The sequence below is a fragment of the Halobacillus sp. BAB-2008 genome, assembly GCF_000328325.1.
GTDB lineage: Bacteria > Bacillota > Bacilli > Bacillales > Halobacillaceae > Halobacillus.
The window spans coordinates 1-22,190 of sequence record NZ_ANPF01000095.1; the positions used below are offsets into that span (position 1 = coordinate 1).

General features: G+C 46.8%; 21 protein-coding genes and 1 pseudogene. All 22 read left to right on the forward strand.

Annotation, left to right across the window (positions count from 1 at the left end):
* A partial coding sequence (locus tag D479_RS18320) for a dipicolinate synthase subunit B (protein ID WP_008640044.1) occupies positions 1–417 on the forward strand: 417 nt, incomplete at its 5' end.
* A 104-nt stretch (positions 418–521) separates the two neighbouring features.
* Positions 522–1,568, forward strand: coding sequence for an aspartate-semialdehyde dehydrogenase (gene asd, locus D479_RS18325; protein ID WP_008640047.1), 1,047 nt, complete (start codon positions 522–524; stop codon positions 1,566–1,568).
* 24 nt (positions 1,569–1,592) lie between these two features.
* The gene (dapG, locus tag D479_RS18330) at positions 1,593–2,834 is read left to right on the forward strand and encodes an aspartate kinase (protein WP_008640049.1); all 1,242 of its coding nucleotides are present in this window, start codon (positions 1,593–1,595) and stop codon (positions 2,832–2,834) included.
* Positions 2,831–3,703, forward strand: a complete 873-nt coding sequence (gene dapA / locus D479_RS18335) for a 4-hydroxy-tetrahydrodipicolinate synthase (RefSeq protein WP_008640051.1) — start codon at positions 2,831–2,833, stop codon at positions 3,701–3,703. Before dapG ends, dapA begins: the two co-directional genes overlap by 4 nt.
* 165 nt (positions 3,704–3,868) lie before the next feature.
* Positions 3,869–4,588: an ATP-dependent Clp protease proteolytic subunit gene (locus tag D479_RS18340; protein ID WP_026577445.1), complete on the forward strand. Its 720-nt coding sequence runs from the start codon at positions 3,869–3,871 to the stop codon at positions 4,586–4,588.
* A complete protein-coding gene (locus tag D479_RS18345; protein WP_008640054.1) occupies positions 4,585–4,794 on the forward strand; it encodes a YlzJ-like family protein in 210 nt (69 codons plus the stop codon). Before D479_RS18340 ends, D479_RS18345 begins: the two co-directional genes overlap by 4 nt.
* A 127-nt stretch (positions 4,795–4,921) precedes the next feature.
* Positions 4,922–7,210 (forward strand): DNA translocase FtsK, encoded by a 2,289-nt coding sequence (locus D479_RS18350; protein ID WP_008640055.1) that lies wholly within the window; start codon positions 4,922–4,924, stop codon positions 7,208–7,210.
* 376 nt (positions 7,211–7,586) lie between these two features.
* On the forward strand, positions 7,587–8,312 hold the full coding sequence (locus D479_RS18355; protein WP_008640057.1) for a GntR family transcriptional regulator: 726 nt from the start codon (positions 7,587–7,589) through the stop codon (positions 8,310–8,312).
* A gap of 123 nt (positions 8,313–8,435) precedes the next feature.
* The gene (locus D479_RS18360) at positions 8,436–9,554 is read left to right on the forward strand and encodes a BMP family ABC transporter substrate-binding protein (protein ID WP_026577444.1); all 1,119 of its coding nucleotides are present in this window, start codon (positions 8,436–8,438) and stop codon (positions 9,552–9,554) included.
* Positions 9,555–9,690: 136 nt separating this feature from the next.
* Positions 9,691–11,217: an ABC transporter ATP-binding protein gene (locus D479_RS18365; RefSeq protein ID WP_008640059.1), complete on the forward strand. Its 1,527-nt coding sequence runs from the start codon at positions 9,691–9,693 to the stop codon at positions 11,215–11,217.
* Positions 11,217–12,262: pseudogene (locus D479_RS18370) on the forward strand (ABC transporter permease). Before D479_RS18365 ends, D479_RS18370 begins: the two are co-directional and overlap by 1 nt.
* Positions 12,263–13,222, forward strand: a complete 960-nt coding sequence (locus tag D479_RS18375; RefSeq protein WP_008640060.1) for an ABC transporter permease — start codon at positions 12,263–12,265, stop codon at positions 13,220–13,222.
* A 131-nt stretch (positions 13,223–13,353) separates the two neighbouring features.
* Positions 13,354–14,637, forward strand: coding sequence for a pitrilysin family protein (locus tag D479_RS18380; protein WP_008640061.1), 1,284 nt, complete (start codon positions 13,354–13,356; stop codon positions 14,635–14,637).
* 2 nt (positions 14,638–14,639) lie between these two features.
* Positions 14,640–15,932: a pitrilysin family protein gene (locus D479_RS18385; RefSeq protein ID WP_008640062.1), complete on the forward strand. Its 1,293-nt coding sequence runs from the start codon at positions 14,640–14,642 to the stop codon at positions 15,930–15,932.
* The gene (locus D479_RS18390) at positions 15,925–16,644 is read left to right on the forward strand and encodes an SDR family oxidoreductase (protein WP_008640065.1); all 720 of its coding nucleotides are present in this window, start codon (positions 15,925–15,927) and stop codon (positions 16,642–16,644) included. Before D479_RS18385 ends, D479_RS18390 begins: the two co-directional genes overlap by 8 nt.
* A 67-nt stretch (positions 16,645–16,711) precedes the next feature.
* The gene (locus D479_RS18395; RefSeq protein ID WP_008640066.1) at positions 16,712–16,972 is read left to right on the forward strand and encodes a DUF3243 domain-containing protein; all 261 of its coding nucleotides are present in this window, start codon (positions 16,712–16,714) and stop codon (positions 16,970–16,972) included.
* A gap of 195 nt (positions 16,973–17,167) precedes the next feature.
* Complete coding sequence (locus D479_RS18400) at positions 17,168–17,959, forward strand: DUF3388 domain-containing protein (RefSeq protein ID WP_008640067.1); 792 nt, start codon at positions 17,168–17,170, stop codon at positions 17,957–17,959.
* Positions 17,960–17,978: 19 nt separating this feature from the next.
* On the forward strand, positions 17,979–18,878 hold the full coding sequence (locus tag D479_RS18405) for a helix-turn-helix domain-containing protein (RefSeq protein WP_008640068.1): 900 nt from the start codon (positions 17,979–17,981) through the stop codon (positions 18,876–18,878).
* 98 nt (positions 18,879–18,976) lie between these two features.
* On the forward strand, positions 18,977–19,555 hold the full coding sequence (gene pgsA, locus D479_RS18410) for a CDP-diacylglycerol--glycerol-3-phosphate 3-phosphatidyltransferase (RefSeq protein WP_008640070.1): 579 nt from the start codon (positions 18,977–18,979) through the stop codon (positions 19,553–19,555).
* The gene (locus tag D479_RS21355; RefSeq protein WP_008640071.1) at positions 19,552–20,277 is read left to right on the forward strand and encodes a CinA family nicotinamide mononucleotide deamidase-related protein; all 726 of its coding nucleotides are present in this window, start codon (positions 19,552–19,554) and stop codon (positions 20,275–20,277) included. Before pgsA ends, D479_RS21355 begins: the two co-directional genes overlap by 4 nt.
* A gap of 68 nt (positions 20,278–20,345) precedes the next feature.
* Positions 20,346–20,795 (forward strand): nicotinamide-nucleotide amidohydrolase family protein, encoded by a 450-nt coding sequence (locus tag D479_RS21360; RefSeq protein WP_008640073.1) that lies wholly within the window; start codon positions 20,346–20,348, stop codon positions 20,793–20,795.
* Positions 20,796–20,963: 168 nt separating this feature from the next.
* Positions 20,964–22,007 (forward strand): recombinase RecA, encoded by a 1,044-nt coding sequence (gene recA / locus D479_RS18420; RefSeq protein ID WP_008640075.1) that lies wholly within the window; start codon positions 20,964–20,966, stop codon positions 22,005–22,007.
* Positions 22,008–22,190 lie beyond the last annotated feature (183 nt).

Sequence of the window (22,190 nt, forward strand, 5' to 3'; positions counted from 1 at the left end):
GAAGGTGGAGGAATCACCGGGGAAAAACCGATCATGACTATACCGGATGCAGAGCCGCTTGGACCCAAACGCCCGCTTGACTGTATGTTAATCGCTCCTCTTACAGGTAATTCTACAAGTAAACTTGCGAATGCTTTAACAGACTCCCCCGTACTGATGGCGGCAAAAGCAACACTCCGAAACGAAAGTCCTGTAGTGCTGGCAGTCTCAACCAATGATGCCCTCGGATTGAACGGGGTCAACATCATGAGATTGATGGCGACAAAGCATATTTACTTCGTCCCCCTTGGTCAGGATCATCCATTCAAAAAGCCTAATTCTCTCGTGGCTGATATGACGCTTATCCCGGAGACTATTGAAGCGGCCCTCCTTGGGAAACAGCGGCAGCCGGTCTTGATCGAACGCTATCCAAATTAAGTGAAACTTTTCATACAGGTATTCTTGGAAATATGATAAAATAACAAAAATAGTGACATATCTTACTATTCTTACAACAACACACAGAGAGAGGATGCCATTTGATGAGTGAAGCAAAACAATATAATGTAGCCGTAGTCGGCGCGACAGGAGCGGTCGGACAGAAAATGCTCGAAACGCTGGAGGACCGTAACTTTCCAATCAACCAGCTTAAGCTTCTGTCTTCCAGTCGCTCGGCTGGATCGAAAGTGACATTTCAAGGAAACGATTATACGGTGGAGGAGGCGACTCCGGAGAGCTTCGAAGGAATCGATATCGCTTTATTCTCCGCAGGAGGGTCCGTCTCCAAGAAACTGGCACCGGAAGCGGTCAAGCGCGGCGCTGTCGTTGTAGATAATACAAGTGCTTACCGGATGGCGGAAGATGTACCGCTCGTTGTACCGGAAGTGAACGAGAAAGATATTGCTGATCATAAAGGAATTATTGCCAACCCGAATTGTTCCACCATTCAAATGGTTGCTGCACTGGAACCAGTGCGCAAAGCCGTGGGGATGAAGCGTGTGATCGTTTCCACGTATCAAGCGGTTTCCGGTGCTGGAAATGAAGCAGCGGAGGAATTAAGGAATCAGTCCCAGGCATTCCTCGATGATACGGATTTGAAAGCAGACATTCTTCCTGTAAAAGGAGATAAGAAGCATTATCCGATCGCATTCAATGCGTTGCCGCAGATTGACGTGTTCCAGGATAATGGATATACATTCGAAGAAATGAAAATGATCAACGAAACGAAGAAGATCATGCATGCCCCTGAATTATCCGTTGCAGCCACCTGTGTGCGCCTTCCGTTCTTCACTTCCCATGCGGAGAGTGTGTATGTGGAAGTAGAGAAAGACGGCGTCACGGTTGAGGAGATTAAGCAGCTTTTGGCCGATGCACCTGGTATTGTCCTTGAAGATGACCCTGCGACACAGACCTATCCAACACCGCTTTCCGCGGCAGATAAAAGGGATGTGTTCGTCGGAAGAATCAGAAAAGATTTGGACGATGATCGCGGATTCCACCTTTGGGTCGTCTCTGACAACCTGCTTAAGGGAGCGGCATGGAATTCTGTGCAGATCGCAGAATGCTTGATCGCGAACGAGTGGCTGTAAACTCATATAAGTAGAGGTGGCCAAATGAAGCTACTTGTGCAGAAATTTGGTGGAACATCCGTCCGGGATCAGGAAAGCAGATCCCGGGCGATCCATCATGTGAAAAATGCTTTGGACGAAGGCTATAAAGTTGTCATAACAGTGTCAGCTATGGGTAGAAAGGGAAGCCCTTATGCGACGGATACGCTTCTTGGGTTAATCGACTTCCCAAAAACAGAAGTATCATTAAGGGAGCAGGATTTAATGATGTCCTGCGGAGAGACGATTTCCTCCATTGTATTTGCTCATGAACTTTGCAAAGCGGGAATCTCTGCTGTTTCCTTAACCGGAGCTCAGGCTGGAATTACAACCAATGAAGAGTTTACTCGAGCGAAAATTACGCAGATGAACCCGGCACGCCTCCTGCAGACTATGCAGACGAAAGACGTTGTCGTCGTAGCCGGCTTTCAAGGTCAGACGCTTCAAGGAGATGTAACAACCATCGGGCGCGGGGGAAGTGATACAACTGCTGCGGCTCTTGGATCTGCGCTGAAAGCGGATTACATTGATATATTTACCGATGTCGACGGCATTATGACGGCGGACCCGCGGATTGTAAAAGAGGCAAGACCGCTCACAAGCATCACATATAATGAAATCTGCAATCTTGCTTATCAAGGTGCAAAAGTGATACATCCTCGTGCGGTTGAAATCGCTATGCATGCGAAAGTTCCAATCCGGGTGCGATCCACTTATTCGGATTCTCTCGGAACTCTGGTCACAGGTACGAAAGAAGAAAGCTTCGGTCAGGACATCCAGGAAAGGACCGTCACCGGGATTGCTCATATGGACGGTTTAACACAAATCAAAGTACTTTCTAAGAAAGACCCCTCCAAACTCCAATCGGACGTATTTAAATCCATGGCTTCGGCTAATATATCCGTAGACTTCATAAATATATCTCCAATTGGTGTCCTTTACACCATAAACCATTTGTACACAGAAAAAGCCGTAGATATCCTAACAGATCTGGGGTATGACCCTGTCATTCGCAGACAGTGTGCAAAAGTCTCCGCCGTAGGCGCCGGAATTACAGGTATTCCGGGTGTAACCGCACAAATCGTGCAATCTTTAACCGATCAGGGCATTCCCATTCTGCAGTCTGCTGATTCCCATACGACTATCTGGGTGCTGGTGAGAGAAGAAGACTTGATTCCTGCCGTCAACGCGCTGCATGAAACCTTCCAATTGAATTCTAGAGCGAAGAATGGGGCGAACCTATCATGAATTTCGGAAAAGTGCTGACAGCAATGGTTACTCCTTTTGACAAATGTGGGGAACTTGATTTAAAACGCACGACAGAGTTAGTGGAATACCTGCTTGCAAACGGTTCGGACGGTTTAGTTGTTACTGGGACGACGGGGGAGTCACCGACACTCTCTGCTGATGAGAAAGTGACTCTGTGGACCCACGTCGTTCAAGTGGCAGGAGGCCGTGCTCCTGTCATTGCCGGAGCAGGAAGCAATAATACACGTGAATCGGTGGAACTTTCCAAACGTGCCGAACAAACAGGGGTGGATGCTGTGATGGTCGTTGCCCCTTACTATAATAAGCCGAATCAGCAGGGGCTGCTTCGTCATTTCCAAGCGGTTGCGGGTGCCGTCCGTCTGCCTGTGATGATCTACAATGTCCCGGGAAGGTCTTCTGTTACCATTGCTCCGGAAACTATCATCGAACTGTCTCAAACGGACAACATCGTGTCAGTAAAAGAAGCAACAGGAAACCTGGACGGAATGGCTCAAATAATTGAAAATACGAGAAGTGACTTTTCGCTTTACAGTGGTGATGATCATTTGACACTCCCAGCTTATGCGATCGGTGCGAATGGTATCATAAGTGTATCTTCCCATATCATTGGTTCAGAAATGCAGCAGATGCTGCAATTATTTGAAAAAGGGGATTATAAGGCAGCGGCGTCTCTCCACAGAAAACTTCTTCCCGTATTCCAAGCGGTTTTCTGCGCGCCTTCGCCTGCACCGGTGAAAGCCGCCCTCAAGAAAAAGGGGATGGACACGGGAGGGATGAGGCTTCCTCTTGTACCTCTCAGCCTGGATGAAGATGCTCTTATCGAAGCGATCATCCGTAAGTTTCCTTAATAGCACATACATCCGCCCTTCCTTCTTGTTACTGAAGGAAGGGCGGTTTTTTTCGACGCGCAGGTTCTTTGAATTGCAGCATGGTAAATCAAAGGATATGCCTGTATGATTCCAATGTGTTTAAGTCATACTACGGGAAAAGAAGAAAAGGGGTCTGATCATACCATGAACGAAGATACGCCCAAAGAAAAAGAAGCCAAACCACAGTCTTCTCTCGTAGATAAAATACAACAGCTGGGTCAGAGCAACGTGCCACAGCCCGGTGATTCCAACATTCACGTCCTGCCTATTATCGGTCAGGTGGAAGGGCATGTGCAGCTGCCACAGCAAAATAAGACAACAAAGTATGAACATTTAATACCTCAGCTGATTGCGATTGAACAAAACCCGAAAATTGAAGGATTAGTTGTCTTGTTAAACACAGTAGGCGGGGATGTCGAAGCTGGCCTTGCCATATCGGAAATGATTGCATCACTGTCTAAACCGACCGTTTCCATCGTCCTTGGGGGCGGGCATTCCATTGGTGTTCCGATCGCCGTATCATCGAATTATTCTTTTATTGCAGAGACGGCGACGATGACTATTCATCCCATCCGTATGACTGGTCTCGTCATTGGTGTCCCGCAAACCTTCGAGTATATGGATAAGATGCAGGATCGTGTCATCAATTTCGTAACGAGGCATTCCAACATTGAAGAAGAGAAATTCAAGGAACTCATGTTCGAAAAAGGCAATCTGACCAGGGATATCGGAACGAACATCGTAGGGAGACAAGCAGTGGAAGCAGGCTTGATCGATGCCGTCGGCGGCGTGAAAGAAGCGATGGGGAAGCTGAATGAGATGATCGAAGCGAACAAAGATACAGGAGAGCAGGTCGTCCAATGAGTATCCTTTACACGCCGCTCAGCGAACAGGACATTTTCCCTCCGGAGAACGAGGCTTATCAAGTGATTCTCCATCAACATGAGAAGTGCCCGTTAAAATGTGCGAAGACGCCGGATGGAAAGAAGCAGATCATGCAGATTCTATCCACAGATCCTGCTCATTATATGGATCCTGAGCTCCAGCCGGGACAATGGTTGGACTCGTAACACTACACCGCCCTATGGTATAATTAGGATAGCTGAAAGAAAAAAAGGATGCCGCTGTCATCTTCTTGGATGGGGAAGAAGAACAGCAGGCATCCTTCTCCTTTCAGCTTAGGGAGGTGGAATCGGAATGGCAAGAAAACGAAAAAAGAAAAAGAAACAGACGAATTTCAAAAGTCAAATAAAATTTGAATTACTCGGACTCTGTTTCCTGTTCCTGGCCGTGATTGGCAGCGGTGCTGCAGCAATCAGTGACGGTGCAGTTCCTGGAGGTCTCGAGCATTTATGGCAGTTCTTCTTCGGCGTATGGTATTTTATCGTATCCTTATTTTTCCTTGTTGTCGGTATTTATCTCATGGTAAAACGCAAATGGCCGACCTTTTTACATAGACGATTAGCTGGTATGTATATCCTTTTGATATCTCTTTTACTGTTTACGCACTTAGAAACATTGTCCGCGGAGCTCGGATCCGGCAATGGCTCCATTCTCTCCATGACGTGGGAGCGGCTTACAGCTATGATGAGAGGGGAAGCCTCCTTTTACACGGTCGGAGGAGGTCTCATTGGAGCAGTTCTCTTATCGATAACCTATTATCTGTTCTCCGGTGTAGGGACAGCGATTGCCGCTTTTTTCTTATTCATCGTAGGACTTATATTTGTAAGTGAATGGTCGATCGGCGAATTTTTCTCGAAGCTCGGCAAGAAACTGAAGGTAATTGGCAAAGACCAGGTAGAGCGTTTGAAACAGGCAAAAGAGGAGAAAAAATCTCTTCCTGTGAAAGAGAAAGAAGATGTTGAGGAAACCGTAGTTTATGAAATGAATGAAGAGAAAGACGAACCGGAAGAGTTGGAGACTTCGGAGGAGCCTATCATACAGGACTTTACAGAACATGCACGGAAGACGGATAAGCCATCTTCTGAAAGCAAACCAGCAAAAGACCCGGATGATGTCCAATTGGAAACCTCCATGCCGACCGCAGAGCTTGAGAATGTTGATTATCAGCTTCCGAGTCTTGAATTGCTGGACGAACCTAGTTCCACGCCACAGACACAGGGAAGATCTCATATCCAAGCGACTGTGAAAAAACTTGAGAAAACGTTCCACAGCTTCGGGGTCAAGGCAAAGGTGACTAAAGTTCACGTCGGACCTGCCGTGACGAAATATGAAGTCTACCCGGATGTTGGGGTAAAGGTTAGTAAGATTGTTAATTTAAACGACGATCTCGCCCTTGCCCTTGCCGCCAAGGACATTCGGATAGAGGCGCCGATCCCGGGTAAATCGGCCGTCGGTATCGAAGTACCGAATAAAGAAGTTTCGATGGTCTCCTTGAGAGAAGTGCTGGAGACAGGGAAGTCGAAGCCTGAATCCAAGCTGAGCTTCGCCCTTGGAAGGGACATTTCTGGAGAAGCAGTCATGTCTGAATTAAACAAGATGCCTCACCTGCTCGTAGCCGGGGCGACCGGAAGCGGGAAGAGTGTCTGCATCAATGGGATCATTACGAGTATCCTCATGCGTGCCAAGCCTCATGAAGTGAAAATGATGATGATTGATCCGAAGAAGGTGGAGCTCAACGTTTATAATGGTATACCGCATCTTCTGGCTCCTGTTGTTACGGATCCGAAAAAGGCATCCAGAGCGCTGAAAAAAGTGGTGGCCGAAATGGAAAGAAGGTACGACCTCTTCTCTGATTCTGCAACGAGAAATATCGAAGGCTATAACGAATACATCCGAAGGCAGAACCAGAATGCAGAAGAAGAACAGCCGCAGCTTCCATATATCGTCGTACTCGTAGATGAGCTGGCCGACCTCATGATGGTCGCCTCCAACGAAGTGGAGGATGCAATCACAAGACTTGCCCAGATGGCAAGGGCGGCTGGCATCCATTTGATCATTGCAACGCAGCGTCCTTCTGTCGACGTTATCACCGGCGTCATCAAGGCGAACATCCCATCTCGAATCGCGTTCAGTGTATCGTCTCAAACAGACTCTCGGACCATTTTGGATTCCGGAGGAGCAGAGAAGCTGCTTGGTAGAGGAGACATGCTCTTTACCCCTGTCGGTTCAAACAAACCGACACGAGTGCAGGGTGCTTTTTTATCGGATGATGAAGTGGAGCGGGTCGTCGGCTTTTGTGTGGAACAACAGAAGGCTCAATACCAGGATGAAATGATTCCGGAAGAAGAAAGCGAAGTGAAGCAGGAAGTGGACGATGATTTGTATCCGGAAGCCGTCCAAATGGTTATAGAAATGCAGAGTGCCAGTGTTTCTATGATTCAGAGACGTTTCCGCGTCGGCTATACACGTGCCGCGCGGCTGATCGATGCAATGGAAGACAATGGCATCGTCGGTCCTTACGAAGGAAGTAAACCAAGAGCTGTCCTCGTAAGCCAGTCAACAGAAGAACAACATACTTCCTGAGCAAAGGAGCTGCTGCCCGTCAGTAGCTCCTTTTTTAGTTGCAAAAGGAAGATAATTCCATGAAACCAAAAGTCGAATTAGGATGGAACATTATCCCATTAGTATGTAACAAGGGAAAAACCAGAATATCCAATGATTTGACGCGTTAATCCACTGCTGTAGGGAAATGGGCCCGGTACACGGGGGCTATATAATTATCTCTAATCAAAACCCTTTGATATCAAGGTTTCACAGAAGATGCTGTCGTAAAATTCACAAAAATGGGGAAATTGTATTTATTTATTCCTTGTATAGTGTTATATTATTGTAAAAATATGATGTGTCGAACGTCAGAGGTCAGATCTCTCAGATAGTTCAAAAGACTTGGGGTGAAACGATGTCCATTAGACAGGATACTCGTCATCTATACTTACAGGTGATCGAGCAGATAAAACGAGATATTGAACACGGTATTTTTAAAGAGAAACAAAAGCTTCCATCAGAATTCCAATTATCCAAAACCCTTGGTGTATCAAGAGCAACCCTTCGTGAAGCGCTCCGAATACTGGAGGAAGACGGTGTCGTCACGAGAAGGCACGGAGTGGGGACATTCGTCAATTCCAAACCGCTGTTTACATCCGGTATCGAGGAGCTCGATAGTGTGACAGGAATGATTTTGAAATCAGGTATGACTCCTGGTTCCCAGTATCTATCGGCGGATTTAATCGACCCCACGGAAAAGGATAAGGCCAGATTTTCTCCGCTTGAAGTGACATCGCTTGCGAAAGTAGAGCGTGTCCGTACCGCGGATGACGAGCCTGTTGTTTACTGTACCGATAAAATCCCCGAAGGACTCCTTCCCATCGACCATGTCAGGGAAGCGGATTCCCTCTTTCAAGTGCTCGAAGCTTACACCGGCAAGTCGATTGAATATGCCGTAACCCACATAGAACCCATCGGCTACCATGAACGGATTTCCCCGATCCTGAAGTGCGAGCCCGATCAGGCGCTGCTGTTACTTAGACAAATGCACTACTCCCAGGATGATATTCCAATGCTCCTTTCATCCAACTACTTCCGTGCAGATAAATTCAGCTTCCATGTTCTGAGAAAACGTGTGTGATGCTTTCCTGTTTTAGATGACTTTGTGCCATTTTAGGGAGGTGAGGCTGGTTTACAAAGATATTCCTAAGGTTGGTCTTTGCAACTCATACTTAACAAAATCAATTAGGGGGTCATTGTTTTGTTGAAGAATCGTTTTCTTTTAGTCTTTGTTTTACTACTTACGCTTGGTATGGTCCTTGCTGCCTGCGGCGGCTCAGATAACGAGGAAGAATCTGGTGGAGAGGACAACTCAGGAAATGAAGAGTCGTCCGGTTCAGAGGAATCATCCGGTGACTTCTCTGTAGCAATGGTTACAGATACAGGCGGCGTCGATGATAAATCCTTTAACCAGTCTGCCTGGGAGGGTCTTCAGGCCTTTGGCGATGAGAATGGATTCAGTAAAGGAGAAGGCATTGATTATGCGCAATCAGAAAGTGATGCCGATTATGCCACTAACTTGAATCGCCTTGTCCGTCAGAACTACAACCTTGTCTTTGGAATCGGATACCTGCTTCAGCCGGCGATTGCTGATGTGGCAGAGCAGAATCCGGATACACACTTCGCTCTTGTCGACTCCGTGCAGGAAGGTGACAACGTCGTGTCGATCACATTCCGTGAGCAGGAAGGTTCGTTCCTTGCCGGGGTAGCTGCCGCTAAAAAGACTAAATCGAATAAAGTAGGTTTTGTCGGCGGGGAAAACAGCAGCTTGATCAACAAATTTGAAGCAGGCTACGTTGCCGGAGTTAAATCCGTTAATGCCGACATCGAAGTCGAAGTAGAGTATGCAGAAAGCTTCGGTAACCCGGATAAAGGACGAGCTATTGCTTCCAACATGTATGACAAAGGTGTAGACGTCATCTATCATGCTTCCGGTGGAACCGGAAACGGCGTATTCGCCCAAGCGAAAGACATTAAGAATGGCAACCCTGATGAAGATGTCTGGGTAATCGGTGTCGACCGTGACCAGCACGAGGAAGGCGAGATCGGTGATTCCAACGTGACGCTGACATCCATGGTTAAACGTGTGGACCTAGCTGTTCAGGATATTTCCGAAAAATCCATGAACGGAGAGTTCCCTGGTGGAGAAGTCGTTGAATATGGTCTCTCTGATGATGGAATCAGCCTTGCTACTACGAACGAAGAGGCAATGACAGAAGATATCGTTTCTGCAGTAGAAGAATGGAAAGAGAAGATTGTCAACGGTGATGTCGAAGTTCCTAGTACACATGACGAATTGAAGGAATATGAAGATTCATTGTAAACCGTAATGAGAAAAGGCTGGTGAGAGCCGGCCTTTTCTTTTGTCTGAAAAAGGAAAAGTCACCGAATGAAAAGATCGTTCCGGCCCTTTTCATTCGCTGATTTTTAGAGGACATCAGGGGGAGGTAGGAAGATAGATGGAATATGTTATTGAAATGTTGAACATCAGGAAAGAATTCCCGGGGATCGTGGCAAATGACAACATCAACCTGCAGGTGAAAAAGGGAGAAATACATGCGCTGCTCGGGGAAAACGGGGCAGGGAAATCCACGCTTATGAACGTATTGTTCGGACTCTACCAGCCGGAAAGAGGCGAAATCAAAGTTCGCGGAAAAAAAGTGAACATCTCCGATCCGAACGTGGCAAACAACCTTGGAATCGGAATGGTACACCAACACTTCATGCTCGTCGATACGTTCACTGTGACCGAGAATATTGTGCTCGGCAGTGAGCCGACAAAAGGCATGACAGTCGATATTAAAAAAGCGGAAAAGCAGGTAGAAGAACTCTCCTTAAAGTATGGCTTGAACGTAAATCCAAGAGCCAAGGTGAGAGATATCTCCGTAGGTATGCAGCAAAGAGTCGAAATTTTAAAAACATTATACAGAGGAGCGGATATCCTCATTTTTGATGAGCCATCTGCTGTATTGACGCCTCAGGAAATTAAAGAACTAATTACAATAATGAAGAGTTTAGTGGAGGAAGGAAAGTCGATCATCCTCATTACACACAAATTGAAAGAAATTATGGAGGTTTGCGACCGCTGCACGGTCATCCGTAAAGGCCAGGGAATCGGGACGGTGGACGTCGAACAAACAACACCTACAGAGCTTGCTTCTTTGATGGTCGGTCGGGATGTCAGCTTCTCCACGGAGAAAACAGCTGCAGAACCGAAAGACATCTACTTATCTGTTCAGGATCTCCGGGTGAAGGACGGACGAGGCGTCGAGATGGTCAAAGGTCTGAACCTGGACGTCCGAGCAGGAGAGATCGTCGGAATCGCTGGTGTCGATGGGAATGGACAGTCGGAATTGATTGAGGCAATTACCGGATTGAGGAAAGCAGATTCGGGTACAATTAAGCTTCATGATAAAGCCATTACCAACCTCACTCCTAGAAAAATAACAGAATCGGGTGTTTCCCATATACCTCAGGATCGGCACAAATTCGGTCTGGTCCTCGATTTTCCAATTGGGGAAAACATGGTGCTCCAAACATACCATCATCAGCCTTATTCGAAAAAGGGAATTATGAACTTCAAAAATATCTACAAGAAGGCGGAAAGCCTCATTAAAGAATATGATGTCCGGACACCGGATGCGTACACCAAAGCAAGGGCCTTGTCCGGGGGGAACCAGCAGAAGGCAATCATCGGCCGGGAAGTGGACCGGTCCCCGGATCTCATTATCGCTGCTCAGCCGACTCGTGGTCTTGATGTAGGAGCAATCGAGTTCATTCACCAGAAGCTGATCGAGGAACGGGACAAAGGGCGGGCCGTCCTGCTCTTGTCATTCGAACTCGATGAAATTATGAACGTGAGTGACCGCATTGCTGTCATGTTTGACGGAACAATCATTGCGAATGTCACGCCGGAAGAAACGGATGAACAACAGCTCGGTCTGTTAATGGCCGGAAATACGGAACAGAAAGCAGGTGGAGAGTAATGTTTTCAAACCGTATGATCAATATCCTCATCCCTGTCTTGTCTGTAGTTCTTGGACTTCTTGCCGGTCTTTTGATTATGCTTTTCTCTGGATATAATCCGTTGGAAGGGTATGCAGCACTTTGGAATGGCGCTTTCGGAGATGCTTATTTCATTGGTGAAACGATTCGTCAAGTCACGCCGTATATTCTTGCTGGTCTAGCTGTCGCTTTTGCACTCCGCTCCGGCTTGTTGAACATCGGTGTGGAAGGACAGGTCTTCATGGGATGGCTCGCTTCGGTATGGGTGGGTATTTCTTTTGAACTGCCAATGGCCGTCCATTTACCACTTGCCGTCCTTGCCGCGGCTTTTGCAGGTGCCTTTGGGGGTTCATTCCTGGTCTATTAAAGGCGAAACTCGGCGTACACGAAGTTATTGTAACAATCATGATGAATTATATTGCCCTGTATGTAACGAATTCTCTGATTCGAAACGTTCTTACCGACGGGGAAGATCGAACAGCAAATATTGCTGCTACGGCTTCTTTCCAGTCGGATTGGCTGGCAGAAATGACTTTCTATTCCCGTATTCACTACGGGTTCATTCTTGCTTTATTCATGGCTCTTGTCATGTGGTTCATTTTGAACAAGACGACACGTGGCTTCGAGCTTCGTTCCGTCGGTTTCAACCAGCATGCGTCTAATTATGCCGGGATGAACGTTGGCAGAAATATTATTATGGCTATGGTGATCTCCGGTGCTTTTGCCGGTCTTGCAGGTGCGATGGAAGGCCTCGGCACTTTCGGATTCATGTCTGCCAAGACGAGCTTCACAAACATCGGATTTGACGGAATCGCCGTTGCTCTGCTTGGTGCAAACACCGCTCTAGGAGTCGTTTTAGCGGCATTTCTTTTTGGCGTATTGAAAATCGGAGCCTTGAACATGCCGACCGTTTCCGGAGTTCCTACCGAACTGGTCGAAATTATTATTGCGTTAATTATATTCTTTGTTGCTTCAAGCTATATGATCAGATGGGTCATTCTGCGCTTTAAGAAGGAGGGGAAATAAATGGAATTCATTGAAATATTGAGCCGTATTCTCGGTTCCGCCATTGTATTCGCTACCCCTCTGATTTTCACGGCCCTCGGCGGGGTGTTCAGTGAACGGTCCGGCATCATTAACATCGGCCTGGAAGGTTTGATGATTATGGGAGCCTTTGTAGCCGTCGTATTCAACTTGACGTTTGCTGATGCTCTTGGCGGTGCAACTCCTTGGGTTTCCATACTAGTTGCTATGGTCGTGTCTGCCATCTTCTCGCTGGTCCATGCTGTGGCTTCTATCTCTTTCCGGGCCGACCAGGTAGTCAGCGGCGTTGCGATTAACTTCCTTGCCCTGGGTATTGGCTTGTTCTTGACGAAGCAATGGTACGATAAAGGTCAAACTGATTTCGTTTCCAAACCTTTTTACTCGGCAGATGTTCCGCTATTAAACAAAATTCCTATTATCGGTGATTTATTTTTCACCGGATGGTACTGGCCATCCTATTTAGCCGTTGCATTAGCATTCTTGTCCTGGTTTATCCTTTACAAAACACCGTTTGGACTCAGGCTGCGTTCGGTCGGGGAACATCCGATGGCTGCGGATACAAACGGAATCCAAGTGTACAGAATGCGATATATTGGTGTTATGATCTCGGGTGCCCTCGGTGGTCTGGGAGGGGCGGTTTATGCACTGACGGTCGCGCTTAACTTCTCAGGAGGGACGATTCTCGGGCAGGGGTTCATAGCCCTCGCAGCCGTCATCTTCGGTAAATGGCATCCGCTGGGTGCCCTTGGTGCTGCCGTATTCTTCGGGTTTGCTCAGAGTTTAAGTATCGTTTCATCCGATATTTCTTTCCTGGAGAGTGTACCAAGCGTCTTTATTTTAATTGCACCTTACGTGCTGACAATCCTTGCGCTTGCAGGTTTTATCGGCCGTGCCGATGCACCGAGATCTCTCGGGGAAGCCTATGTAAAAGGAAATCGATAAAAATTAAGCCCGGCATAACTGCCGGGCTTAATTTTTTACTTTTTCCCACATATACCTTAGCATTAGCTATAATGGATGAATATGGACATGTCCGTCTATAATAATAAAAGAATAAGAAGGAGGATACACATATGAAATTGACAAAAGAAACGATACTCGATAAAGAAGGGTACCGTCTACATATATTACCTAGCAAGAAATATAAAACGATCACCATTGTAGCTAAATTCAAAGCGCCGCTTAAAAGGGAAGGTATCACGGAACGTGCGCTGCTTCCACATGTGCTTCAGAAAGCGACCTCCAATCACCCCAATATCCGTTCCCTGCAGTCGGCGTTTGAGAACCTTTACGGGACAGCACTTTCCAGCGATGGATCTAAAAAAGGGGAGAACCACGTCATCAGCTTTCGCATGGAAGTGGTGAACGAAGCTTATTTAAACGACGAAGAGCCGATATTAGAAGAAGCACTCAAGCTGTTCCATGAAGTCCTGTTCGATCCCAAAAAAGAAGGGGATGGATTCGATACAGATATCGTCAAACGGGAGAAACAGACGCTTGAGCAGAAGATTACGTCCATTAAGGATGACAAAATGAGTTATGCGAACCTGCGTCTCATGGATAATATGTGCAAGGATGAGCCTTACGCACTCCATGTACATGGGTACTTAGAAGATTTTAAAGACATCACGCCGGAATCCCTTTATTCCTATTATGAGCAGATGATTAAGGGTGATATGCTTGATGTGTATGTAATCGGAGACATTCCCTCCAAAGATGTTGAGTCTTTAACAAGCCGCTTCTTCACGAGGAAAAACAGCGACAATTCGGATAATGACCAAGTCTCTGTGTCCAAACAGGTGGAGGAAGTGAGTGAGATTGTAGAGAAGGAAGAAGTGAAGCAGGGGAAACTTCACCTGGGCTATCGTACGTATACGAAATTCGGGGAAGATGATTATTACGCCCTTCAAATCTTTAATGGAATTTACGGCGGCTTTCCGAGTTCCAAGCTGTTCATGAATGTCCGGGAGAAACACAGCCTTGCATACTATGCTGCTTCACGATTTGAAAGCCACAAGGGGCTGCTGCTCGTATTCAGCGGGGTGGATCCAAAAGATTATAAACAGGCAAAGTCGATTATCCTGGAGCAAATGGATGCGATGAAAGCAGGAGACTTTACTGAACAGCAGGTGGAAGAAACGAAAGAACAGGTCATCAACCAGCTGCAGGAGACAATGGACAATGCAAACGGGTTGATCGAAGTCCTTTATCATCAGATGATTTCCGGTGCAGAGATGCCTGCGGATGAACTGATCGAAAACATCCGCAAGGTGACTAAAGATGATGTCATTAAAATGGCGAACAAGTTAGAACTGGATACGATTTACTTCTTGACTAGCAAAGACGGAGGGGAATAAGCATGGAGGAATTAGTATATAAACAATTGAACGAAACCGTATATAAGGAGACGTTGGATAATGGGCTGAAGGTCTTCCTGCTCTCAAAACCGGAGATGGCGAAAACGTTCGGTATATTCACGACCAATTATGGATCGATCGACCAGACTTTTACGCCGATCGGTCAGACAGAGGAGGTCACGGTACCGGAAGGAATCGCACACTTTCTTGAACACAAATTGTTCGAAAAAGAAGACCGCGACGTTTTTCAGGATTTTACAAAACTCGGAGCATCCGCTAACGCCTTCACATCTTTCACGAAGACGGCTTACTTGTTCACAGCAACAAGCCAAATTGAAAAGAACGTAAATATTCTTCTTGATTTCGTTCAGGATCCATACTTCTCCGAAGCTTCAGTGGAAAAAGAGAAAGGCATCATTGCACAGGAGATCCGCATGTACGACGACCAGCCGGACTGGCGCGCGTTTTTCGGTACGATTCAGAGCCTTTATCATAACCACCCGGTGAAAGTGGACATCGCGGGAACTGTTGACAGTATTCAGGATATAACCAAAGACGACTTGTACACGTGCTATGAAACGTTCTATCATCCTTCCAACATGACCCTGTTTGTTGCAGGAAACTTCGAGCCTCAGGCCATGATGGAGCTGATCCGTTCCAATCAGGACAAGAAAGAATTTCCCGACGCGCCGGAAATCAACCGCTCCTATCCGGAAGAACCGGCTGCAGTATCTATGAAGGAACACTCCATTACGATGCCTGTGACTACAGCAAAAGCGATGGTCGGAGTGAAAGAGAACGTCAGCGGTTTGACCGGCCAGCAACTGCTTCGTAATGAACTGCTTTCCGGAATGATCCTTGATTATTATTTCTCAAGAAGCGGCATTTTTTATGAAGAACTATATCAACAAGATTTAATTGATGACAGCTTCCAATTTGAAACAGAACTTGATCAGCATTTCGGCTTTACTATTCTCGGTGGAGACACGCGAAAACCGGATGAAATGGCTGCACGCGTTAAGGAAATGCTCCATGAGCTAAAAACAGAGCGGATCTCAGACGAAGACTTCCTTCGAATGAAACGGAAGAAAATCGGTCAATTTATGCGTGCCCTGAACTCCTTGGAATTCATTGCGAACCAGTTCACACATTATGATACGCTCGGAGTGAACTTGTTTGATGTCGTACCAGTCATCGAATCCCTTACAGCAGATGATGCAGATGAATACCTTCAGAATTGGATCAAGGAAGAAGCCATATCCGTCTTCCAGGTGAAACCGCAGGCAAATGCGTAAACGTTGTTTAGTGATCGGAGCAAGCGGGGATATCGGCTCGGCAGCAGCTGCAGCTGTAATCGGCAGAGGATTTGCAGTTGGTCTCCATTATCACTCCAATGAAGCGAAGGTCAAGGAACTGGTGAAGGATGTTCCTCCCGAAAATCTGGCAGGAACATTTCAGTCTGATTTATCCAAAGAGGAAGGAATTCTTCATCTTCTTTCTCAGGTCGGGGAGGAGTGGGATGCGTTAGTATTTGCCGGAGGACCTATGTACAGCGGTCTTTTTCAGGATATGGCTGTCTCTGCGCTGGATACGTTATATCATACGCATGTAAAAGCGCTCTGGCTTATAAGCAGGCATCTCCTCCCGTATATGATCCGTAACAAGTCCGGAAACATTGTGGTTGTTTCTTCCATATATGGAACGGAAGGTGCGAGCATGGAAGTTGCCTACAGTTCTGTCAAAGGTGCACAGGACAGTTTCGTAAAGGCGTTAGCCAAAGAAGTGGCACCGAGCGGGGTTCGAGTAAATGCCGTAGCACCAGGCTTCATTAATACGAAGATGAATGAACATCTGCAAGGAGAAGAACGGCTTGCCATTGAAGAAGATATTCCGATGGGGCGCGCAGGAGAGCGGGAAGAAGTAGCGGGGATGATCGGTTTTCTCCTCGGTACAGATGCAAGCTACGTGACCGGACAGGTTCTCCATGTTAATGGTGGTTGGTCCTAAAGTGCATGCATAATATCCTGATACCTTCTCATACTAAACATGAATAAATCATGAGGAGGTTTCAGTGATGTCTGTTATCGATAATTTCGATTCATGGAAAGACTTCTTAGGCGACCGTCTACATCAGGCCAAGGGCCAGGGAATGCAGGAAGGTGCTGTTTCTCAGCTTGCCTATGAAATCGGCGGATACCTTGCCAATTCTGTAGATGCAAAGAACGATCAAGAAGCGGTGCTTCGTGATTTGTGGAATGTTGCAGATGAACAGGAGCAGCATGCGATCGCTAACATGATGGTCAAGCTTGTTCAAAACGAAGGCAACCAGGCGTAACCGGAAAAATCCGCACAGGGTCTCTTGTGCGGATTTTTTACTTTACCTTATTCTAAAGTTTATTTTTGATGGATGTATTTTTTTGTGCAATTCTGTGGTTCCATCCTTTCCTATTTCAAGAAAATCCTTTATGATAGATAAAGAGTTATCACTTGCTTTGACAAATCACGACATTTTTTCCAGAGGAGTTGTGTTATGGAGAAGAAAGAATGGTACTTAGAATATGAAATACAATACAACCGTCCCGGCCTTCTCGGTGACATATCATCCTTGCTGGGAATGATGGCGATTAACATCGTCACGATTAACGGTGTGGAGAACTCCCATCGTGGCATGCTCTTGCTCTGCAAAGATGAAGAGCAGATCACAAGGCTTCGTTCCATCCTGAATACGATGGATACGATTAAGGTGACGAAACTCCGTAAGCCAAAGCTTAGAGACCGCCTGGCAGTAAGACATGGGCGTTATATACATAGTGACATCGATGATCGGAAGACGTTCCGTTTCAACAGAGAAGACTTAGGACTCTTAGTTGACTTCATGGCAGAGTTATTTATGAAGGAAGGTCATAAATTGATCGGGATCCGTGGCATGCCTCGGGTCGGGAAGACAGAATCCGTTGTAGCGGCGAGTGTTTGTGCCAATAAGCGATGGCTGTTCGTTTCGAGTACGCTTTTGAAACAAACGGTTCGTAATCAGCTGATTGATGAAGAGTACAGGGAAGATAATTTATACATCATTGATGGAATCGTTTCTGCAAGGAGAGCGAATGAAAAGCACTGGCAGCTTGTCCGTGAAATCATGAGGCTTCCTGCAACAAAGGTTATTGAGCATCCCGATATTTTCGTACAGGAAACGGAATACAAAATGGATGACTTCGACTATATCATCGAACTCCGTAATAATGAAGAAGAAGAAATTACGTATGAAACTGTGGAAAAGCCGAGTATTTCTATGAACGATGGTTTTTCCATGTTCGATTTTTAGAAATTGGATGGTGTTAGACATGGAAATAGGAGCGAGACTTAAAGAGGCGCGAGAAGAAAAAAGCCTGTCTTTGGAAGCCCTTCAGGATACAACCAAGATTCAGAAGCGATACCTGAAGGCGATTGAGGACAATCAATTTGAAGTGCTTCCGGGGAAATTTTATACCCGTGCTTTTATACGCGAGTATGCATCTGCTGTAGGGCTGGATCCGGAAATGATTATGGAAGAGCACAAAAATGAACTGCCTACATTTGATGAAGAACCGACGATTCAATACAGCCGGGTTCAGAAGGCAAGAAATGAGGCAACTCAAAAGAGCTCCCGGTCGTTTAAGTTCCTGCCGACGTTCTTAACCGTGGCCTTGATCGTGGCAGTGGCGTTTGTAGTCTGGATCGTCATTCAGAGTGTCGGCGGCACGAGTGATGATACGGCGGAGGACGGACAGGGGTCGGACAATGAAATCAGCGTCCCCGCAGACAGCGAACAGGAGGACGAAGAAACTCCGGAAGAGGAGCCTCAGGAAGAAGGAGAGACACCTCAGGATGAAGAGCAACCGGCAGAAGACGACAGCGAAGCCGAGGAACCCGCTTTAAACGCGGAGCTGACGCAAGAAGGTACCGGAGGATTCCCGGAACATGTATACAGCATTTCCGGTGCGGAGGATCGGTCGGTAACCATCGAATTGGAAGGAACCGCGTACTTGGAAGTACAGTCCCCGAAGGGCGGGGAAAACTTGATTACCCCTAAAGAGTACACGACAGGGGAATCGCCTTTATCTCTTGAATTTGATGGACAGAATGAATTGTATATTAAAACAGGGAATGCACCAGGTACCGTCGTGAAAATTGGCGATGAAGTAATAGAATTTCCTGACCCTGAGAAATCCACGCAGAAAATGCTGCTTCAATACCAAGAATAATTATGGAAGGCTGTCCACGCGTGTGTTCCGCTGATTGCGGGAACACTAGGTTTGACCGGGGACAGTCTTTCCTTTATTTCATGTAGGAGTGTGAACAAATGAATTTACCAAACAAAATTACCTTATCCAGAATTTTTCTTATCCCGATCTTTATTATCCTTATGAGCGTACCGTTCAATTGGGGAAGTTTGAATATCGGCGAAAACGAGCTGCCTGTATCCCATTTGGCGGGTGCTGTACTGTTCATCATTGCATCCACGACAGACTGGATTGATGGATATATCGCACGGAAATACAATCTCGTAACGAACCTCGGTAAATTTCTCGATCCTTTAGCAGATAAGCTCCTCGTAAGTGCCGCGCTGATTCTGCTTGTCGAAATCGGTCTTGCTCCGGCTTGGATCGTCATTCTTATCATCAGCCGCGAATTTGCAGTTACAGGACTCCGACTTGTGGCGGCGGGAGAAGGAAGCGTGCTTGCTGCAAGTCAGATGGGTAAATTGAAGACATGGATTCAAATCATTGCAATCTCCTTGCTGCTGCTTCACAATTGGCCGTTCTCCTATATCGGTTTTCCGATGGGGCTGATCGCGCTTTATTTAGCATTGATTATTACGATTTATTCCGGCTACGATTATTTCAAAAAGAACTGGCATGTGATGAGGGATTCTAAATGAGAGCGGAAAAGGCGGAAATCATTGCCGTAGGGACTGAGCTTTTGCTTGGTCAAATTGCCAACACCAATGCTCAGTGGATTTCAAAAGAACTAGCTGCACTCGGTCTTCCGGTTTATAGTCACACAGTGGTCGGAGATAATATGGACCGCGTCCGTACATGCTTCAAAGCAGCGGGGGCAAGGTCTGACATCATCATTGTAACGGGCGGACTCGGGCCTACAGAGGATGACTTGACCAGAGACGCCGCTCAGGAAATCTTTGGCCAGGAACTCGTAGAGCATGAGCCCTCCATGGTGAAGATTCTTGCCGTATTCGAGCGGAATGGAAGACCTATGACACTGAATAACCGGAAGCAGTCCCATGTATTCCAACAGGCTGAAGTGCTGACCAACAGTAAAGGGATGGCACCCGGCCAAATTGTGGAGCACGAAGGCACGATATGGGTCTTCCTTCCTGGAGTCCCATCTGAAATGAAGGCGCTGATGGAAGAGGAAGTTCTTCCGAAATTGCGGGAACGCTTCGAATGGAAGTCACAGATCGTGTCAGAAATGATGCGTTTTATAGGAATTGGGGAATCAAGGCTGGAAACGGAACTAAGCGACCTTATATCCACCCAGACGAACCCGACTATCGCTCCTCTCGCAAGCGAAGGGGAGGTCGGGCTGCGATTGACGGCTACCGGCGAAACGGATGCTGAAGCGCTCCAAAGTATTGAAGCCTGAAGGAAAAAATATTAGAAAGAGTCGGCGGGCACTATTATGGCAGTGACGCTGTTACGATTGAAGAAAAAGTGAAACAACTGCTTGAGAGCAGGAACTACACGATTGGATCTGCGGAAAGCTTTACCGGCGGCATGTTTATGGAGAACCTTGTCGCCCTCCCTGGAGCATCGGCTGTATGCGAGGGAGGTATCGTTTCCTATACTCCGGCAGCGAAGGAACAAGTTCTGCAGGTGCCGAGTTTTATCATCAAAGAATTTGGAACCATCAGTCATGAGTGTGCCGAAGTGATGGCGTTGAATGCACAGGCAATTCTCCGCACGGACATCGGGATCAGTTTTACAGGAGTAGCGGGGCCGGAGGAAAGTGAAGGGAAAGCGCCCGGGACGGTCTACATCGGTCTGCAGATAGGCGAAAGGAAGCCGGAGGTGCATGAGCTTTATTTCCATGGAGCTCGCGAGCAGGTGAGGCACCGGGCAGTCAAGAAAGGCTTCGAGCTGCTTTTCCAAAGGCTGAAATAGCACTTTATGGAAGCGGGTGGGTGCAGTTTATGAAGTTTCGCAGAGGGGAACTCATAAATTGCACCTCTTTTCTTTTTGAAAAAAAGGGAACAAATATTCGCTTTTTAGTTGGCAAATCGAAGAAAACAAGTTATGATAGGGATAGATATTTTGGAAAGGCGGTATAGTATGAGTGATCGTAAACAAGCATTAGATATGGCATTGCGTCAAATAGAAAAGCAGTTCGGTAAAGGTTCCATCATGAAGCTCGGAGAAAGTGCAGAACAGCGGGTGAACACAGTATCCAGTGGCTCTCTGGCTCTTGATGTGGCGTTGGGTGTCGGTGGATACCCGCGAGGTAGAATTATAGAAATATATGGACCGGAATCATCCGGTAAAACGACGGTAGCGCTTCACGCGATTGCCGAGGCACAAAGAAAAGGCGGACAGGCAGCGTTTATCGATGCGGAGCACGCACTCGATCCCGTGTATGCAAGGGCGCTCGGGGTAGACATTGAGGAGTTACTGCTGTCCCAGCCTGACACCGGGGAGCAGGCGCTTGAGATTGCTGAGGCGCTCGTACGAAGCGGTGCGGTGGATATGGTTGTTATCGACTCTGTAGCCGCACTGGTCCCGAAAGCTGAGATTGAAGGAGAAATGGGAGATGCACACGTTGGTCTTCAGGCCCGTTTGATGTCCCAAGCACTGCGTAAGCTTTCCGGAGCTATAAATAAGTCGAAGACTACAGCGATCTTCATTAACCAAATTCGTGAAAAAGTCGGCGTTATGTTCGGTAACCCGGAAACAACACCTGGCGGTCGTGCGCTGAAGTTCTATTCTTCCGTGCGTTTGGAAGTTCGTCGTGCAGAAACGCTGAAACAGGGGAATGAAATGGTCGGTAACAAGACCCGTCTGAAAGTCGTGAAGAACAAGGTGGCTCCGCCTTTCAAACAAGCAGAAGTTGATATTATGTATGGAGAGGGAATATCCAGAGAAGGTGAACTGATCGACATCGGTACAGACCTTGATCTCATTCAAAAGAGCGGATCCTGGTATTCCTATAATGAGGAGCGACTTGGCCAAGGTCGTGAAAATGCCAAACAGTTCCTGAAAGAAAACGTGGAAATTTACGATGAAGTAAAACGTTTGATTCGGGATCATTACGGAATGGATGCGGATGAACCTTCTGTTGAAGCGCCGGAAGCTGACAGTCAGGAAACGCTTGACGTTTAAAAAGCACAAAAAAGCAGTGCAGAAAAGCACTGCTTTTTATACATAACCTTTACAAAATCTAAAAGAAAACGTGAAAAAGATACTGATAGTTTAAAATATTTCAATATATCAGCACATACGTGATGGGTTTCCTTGACATTCCTTATGCGCAAGCATAAAATGAATGTGTATCATTTTCATCTT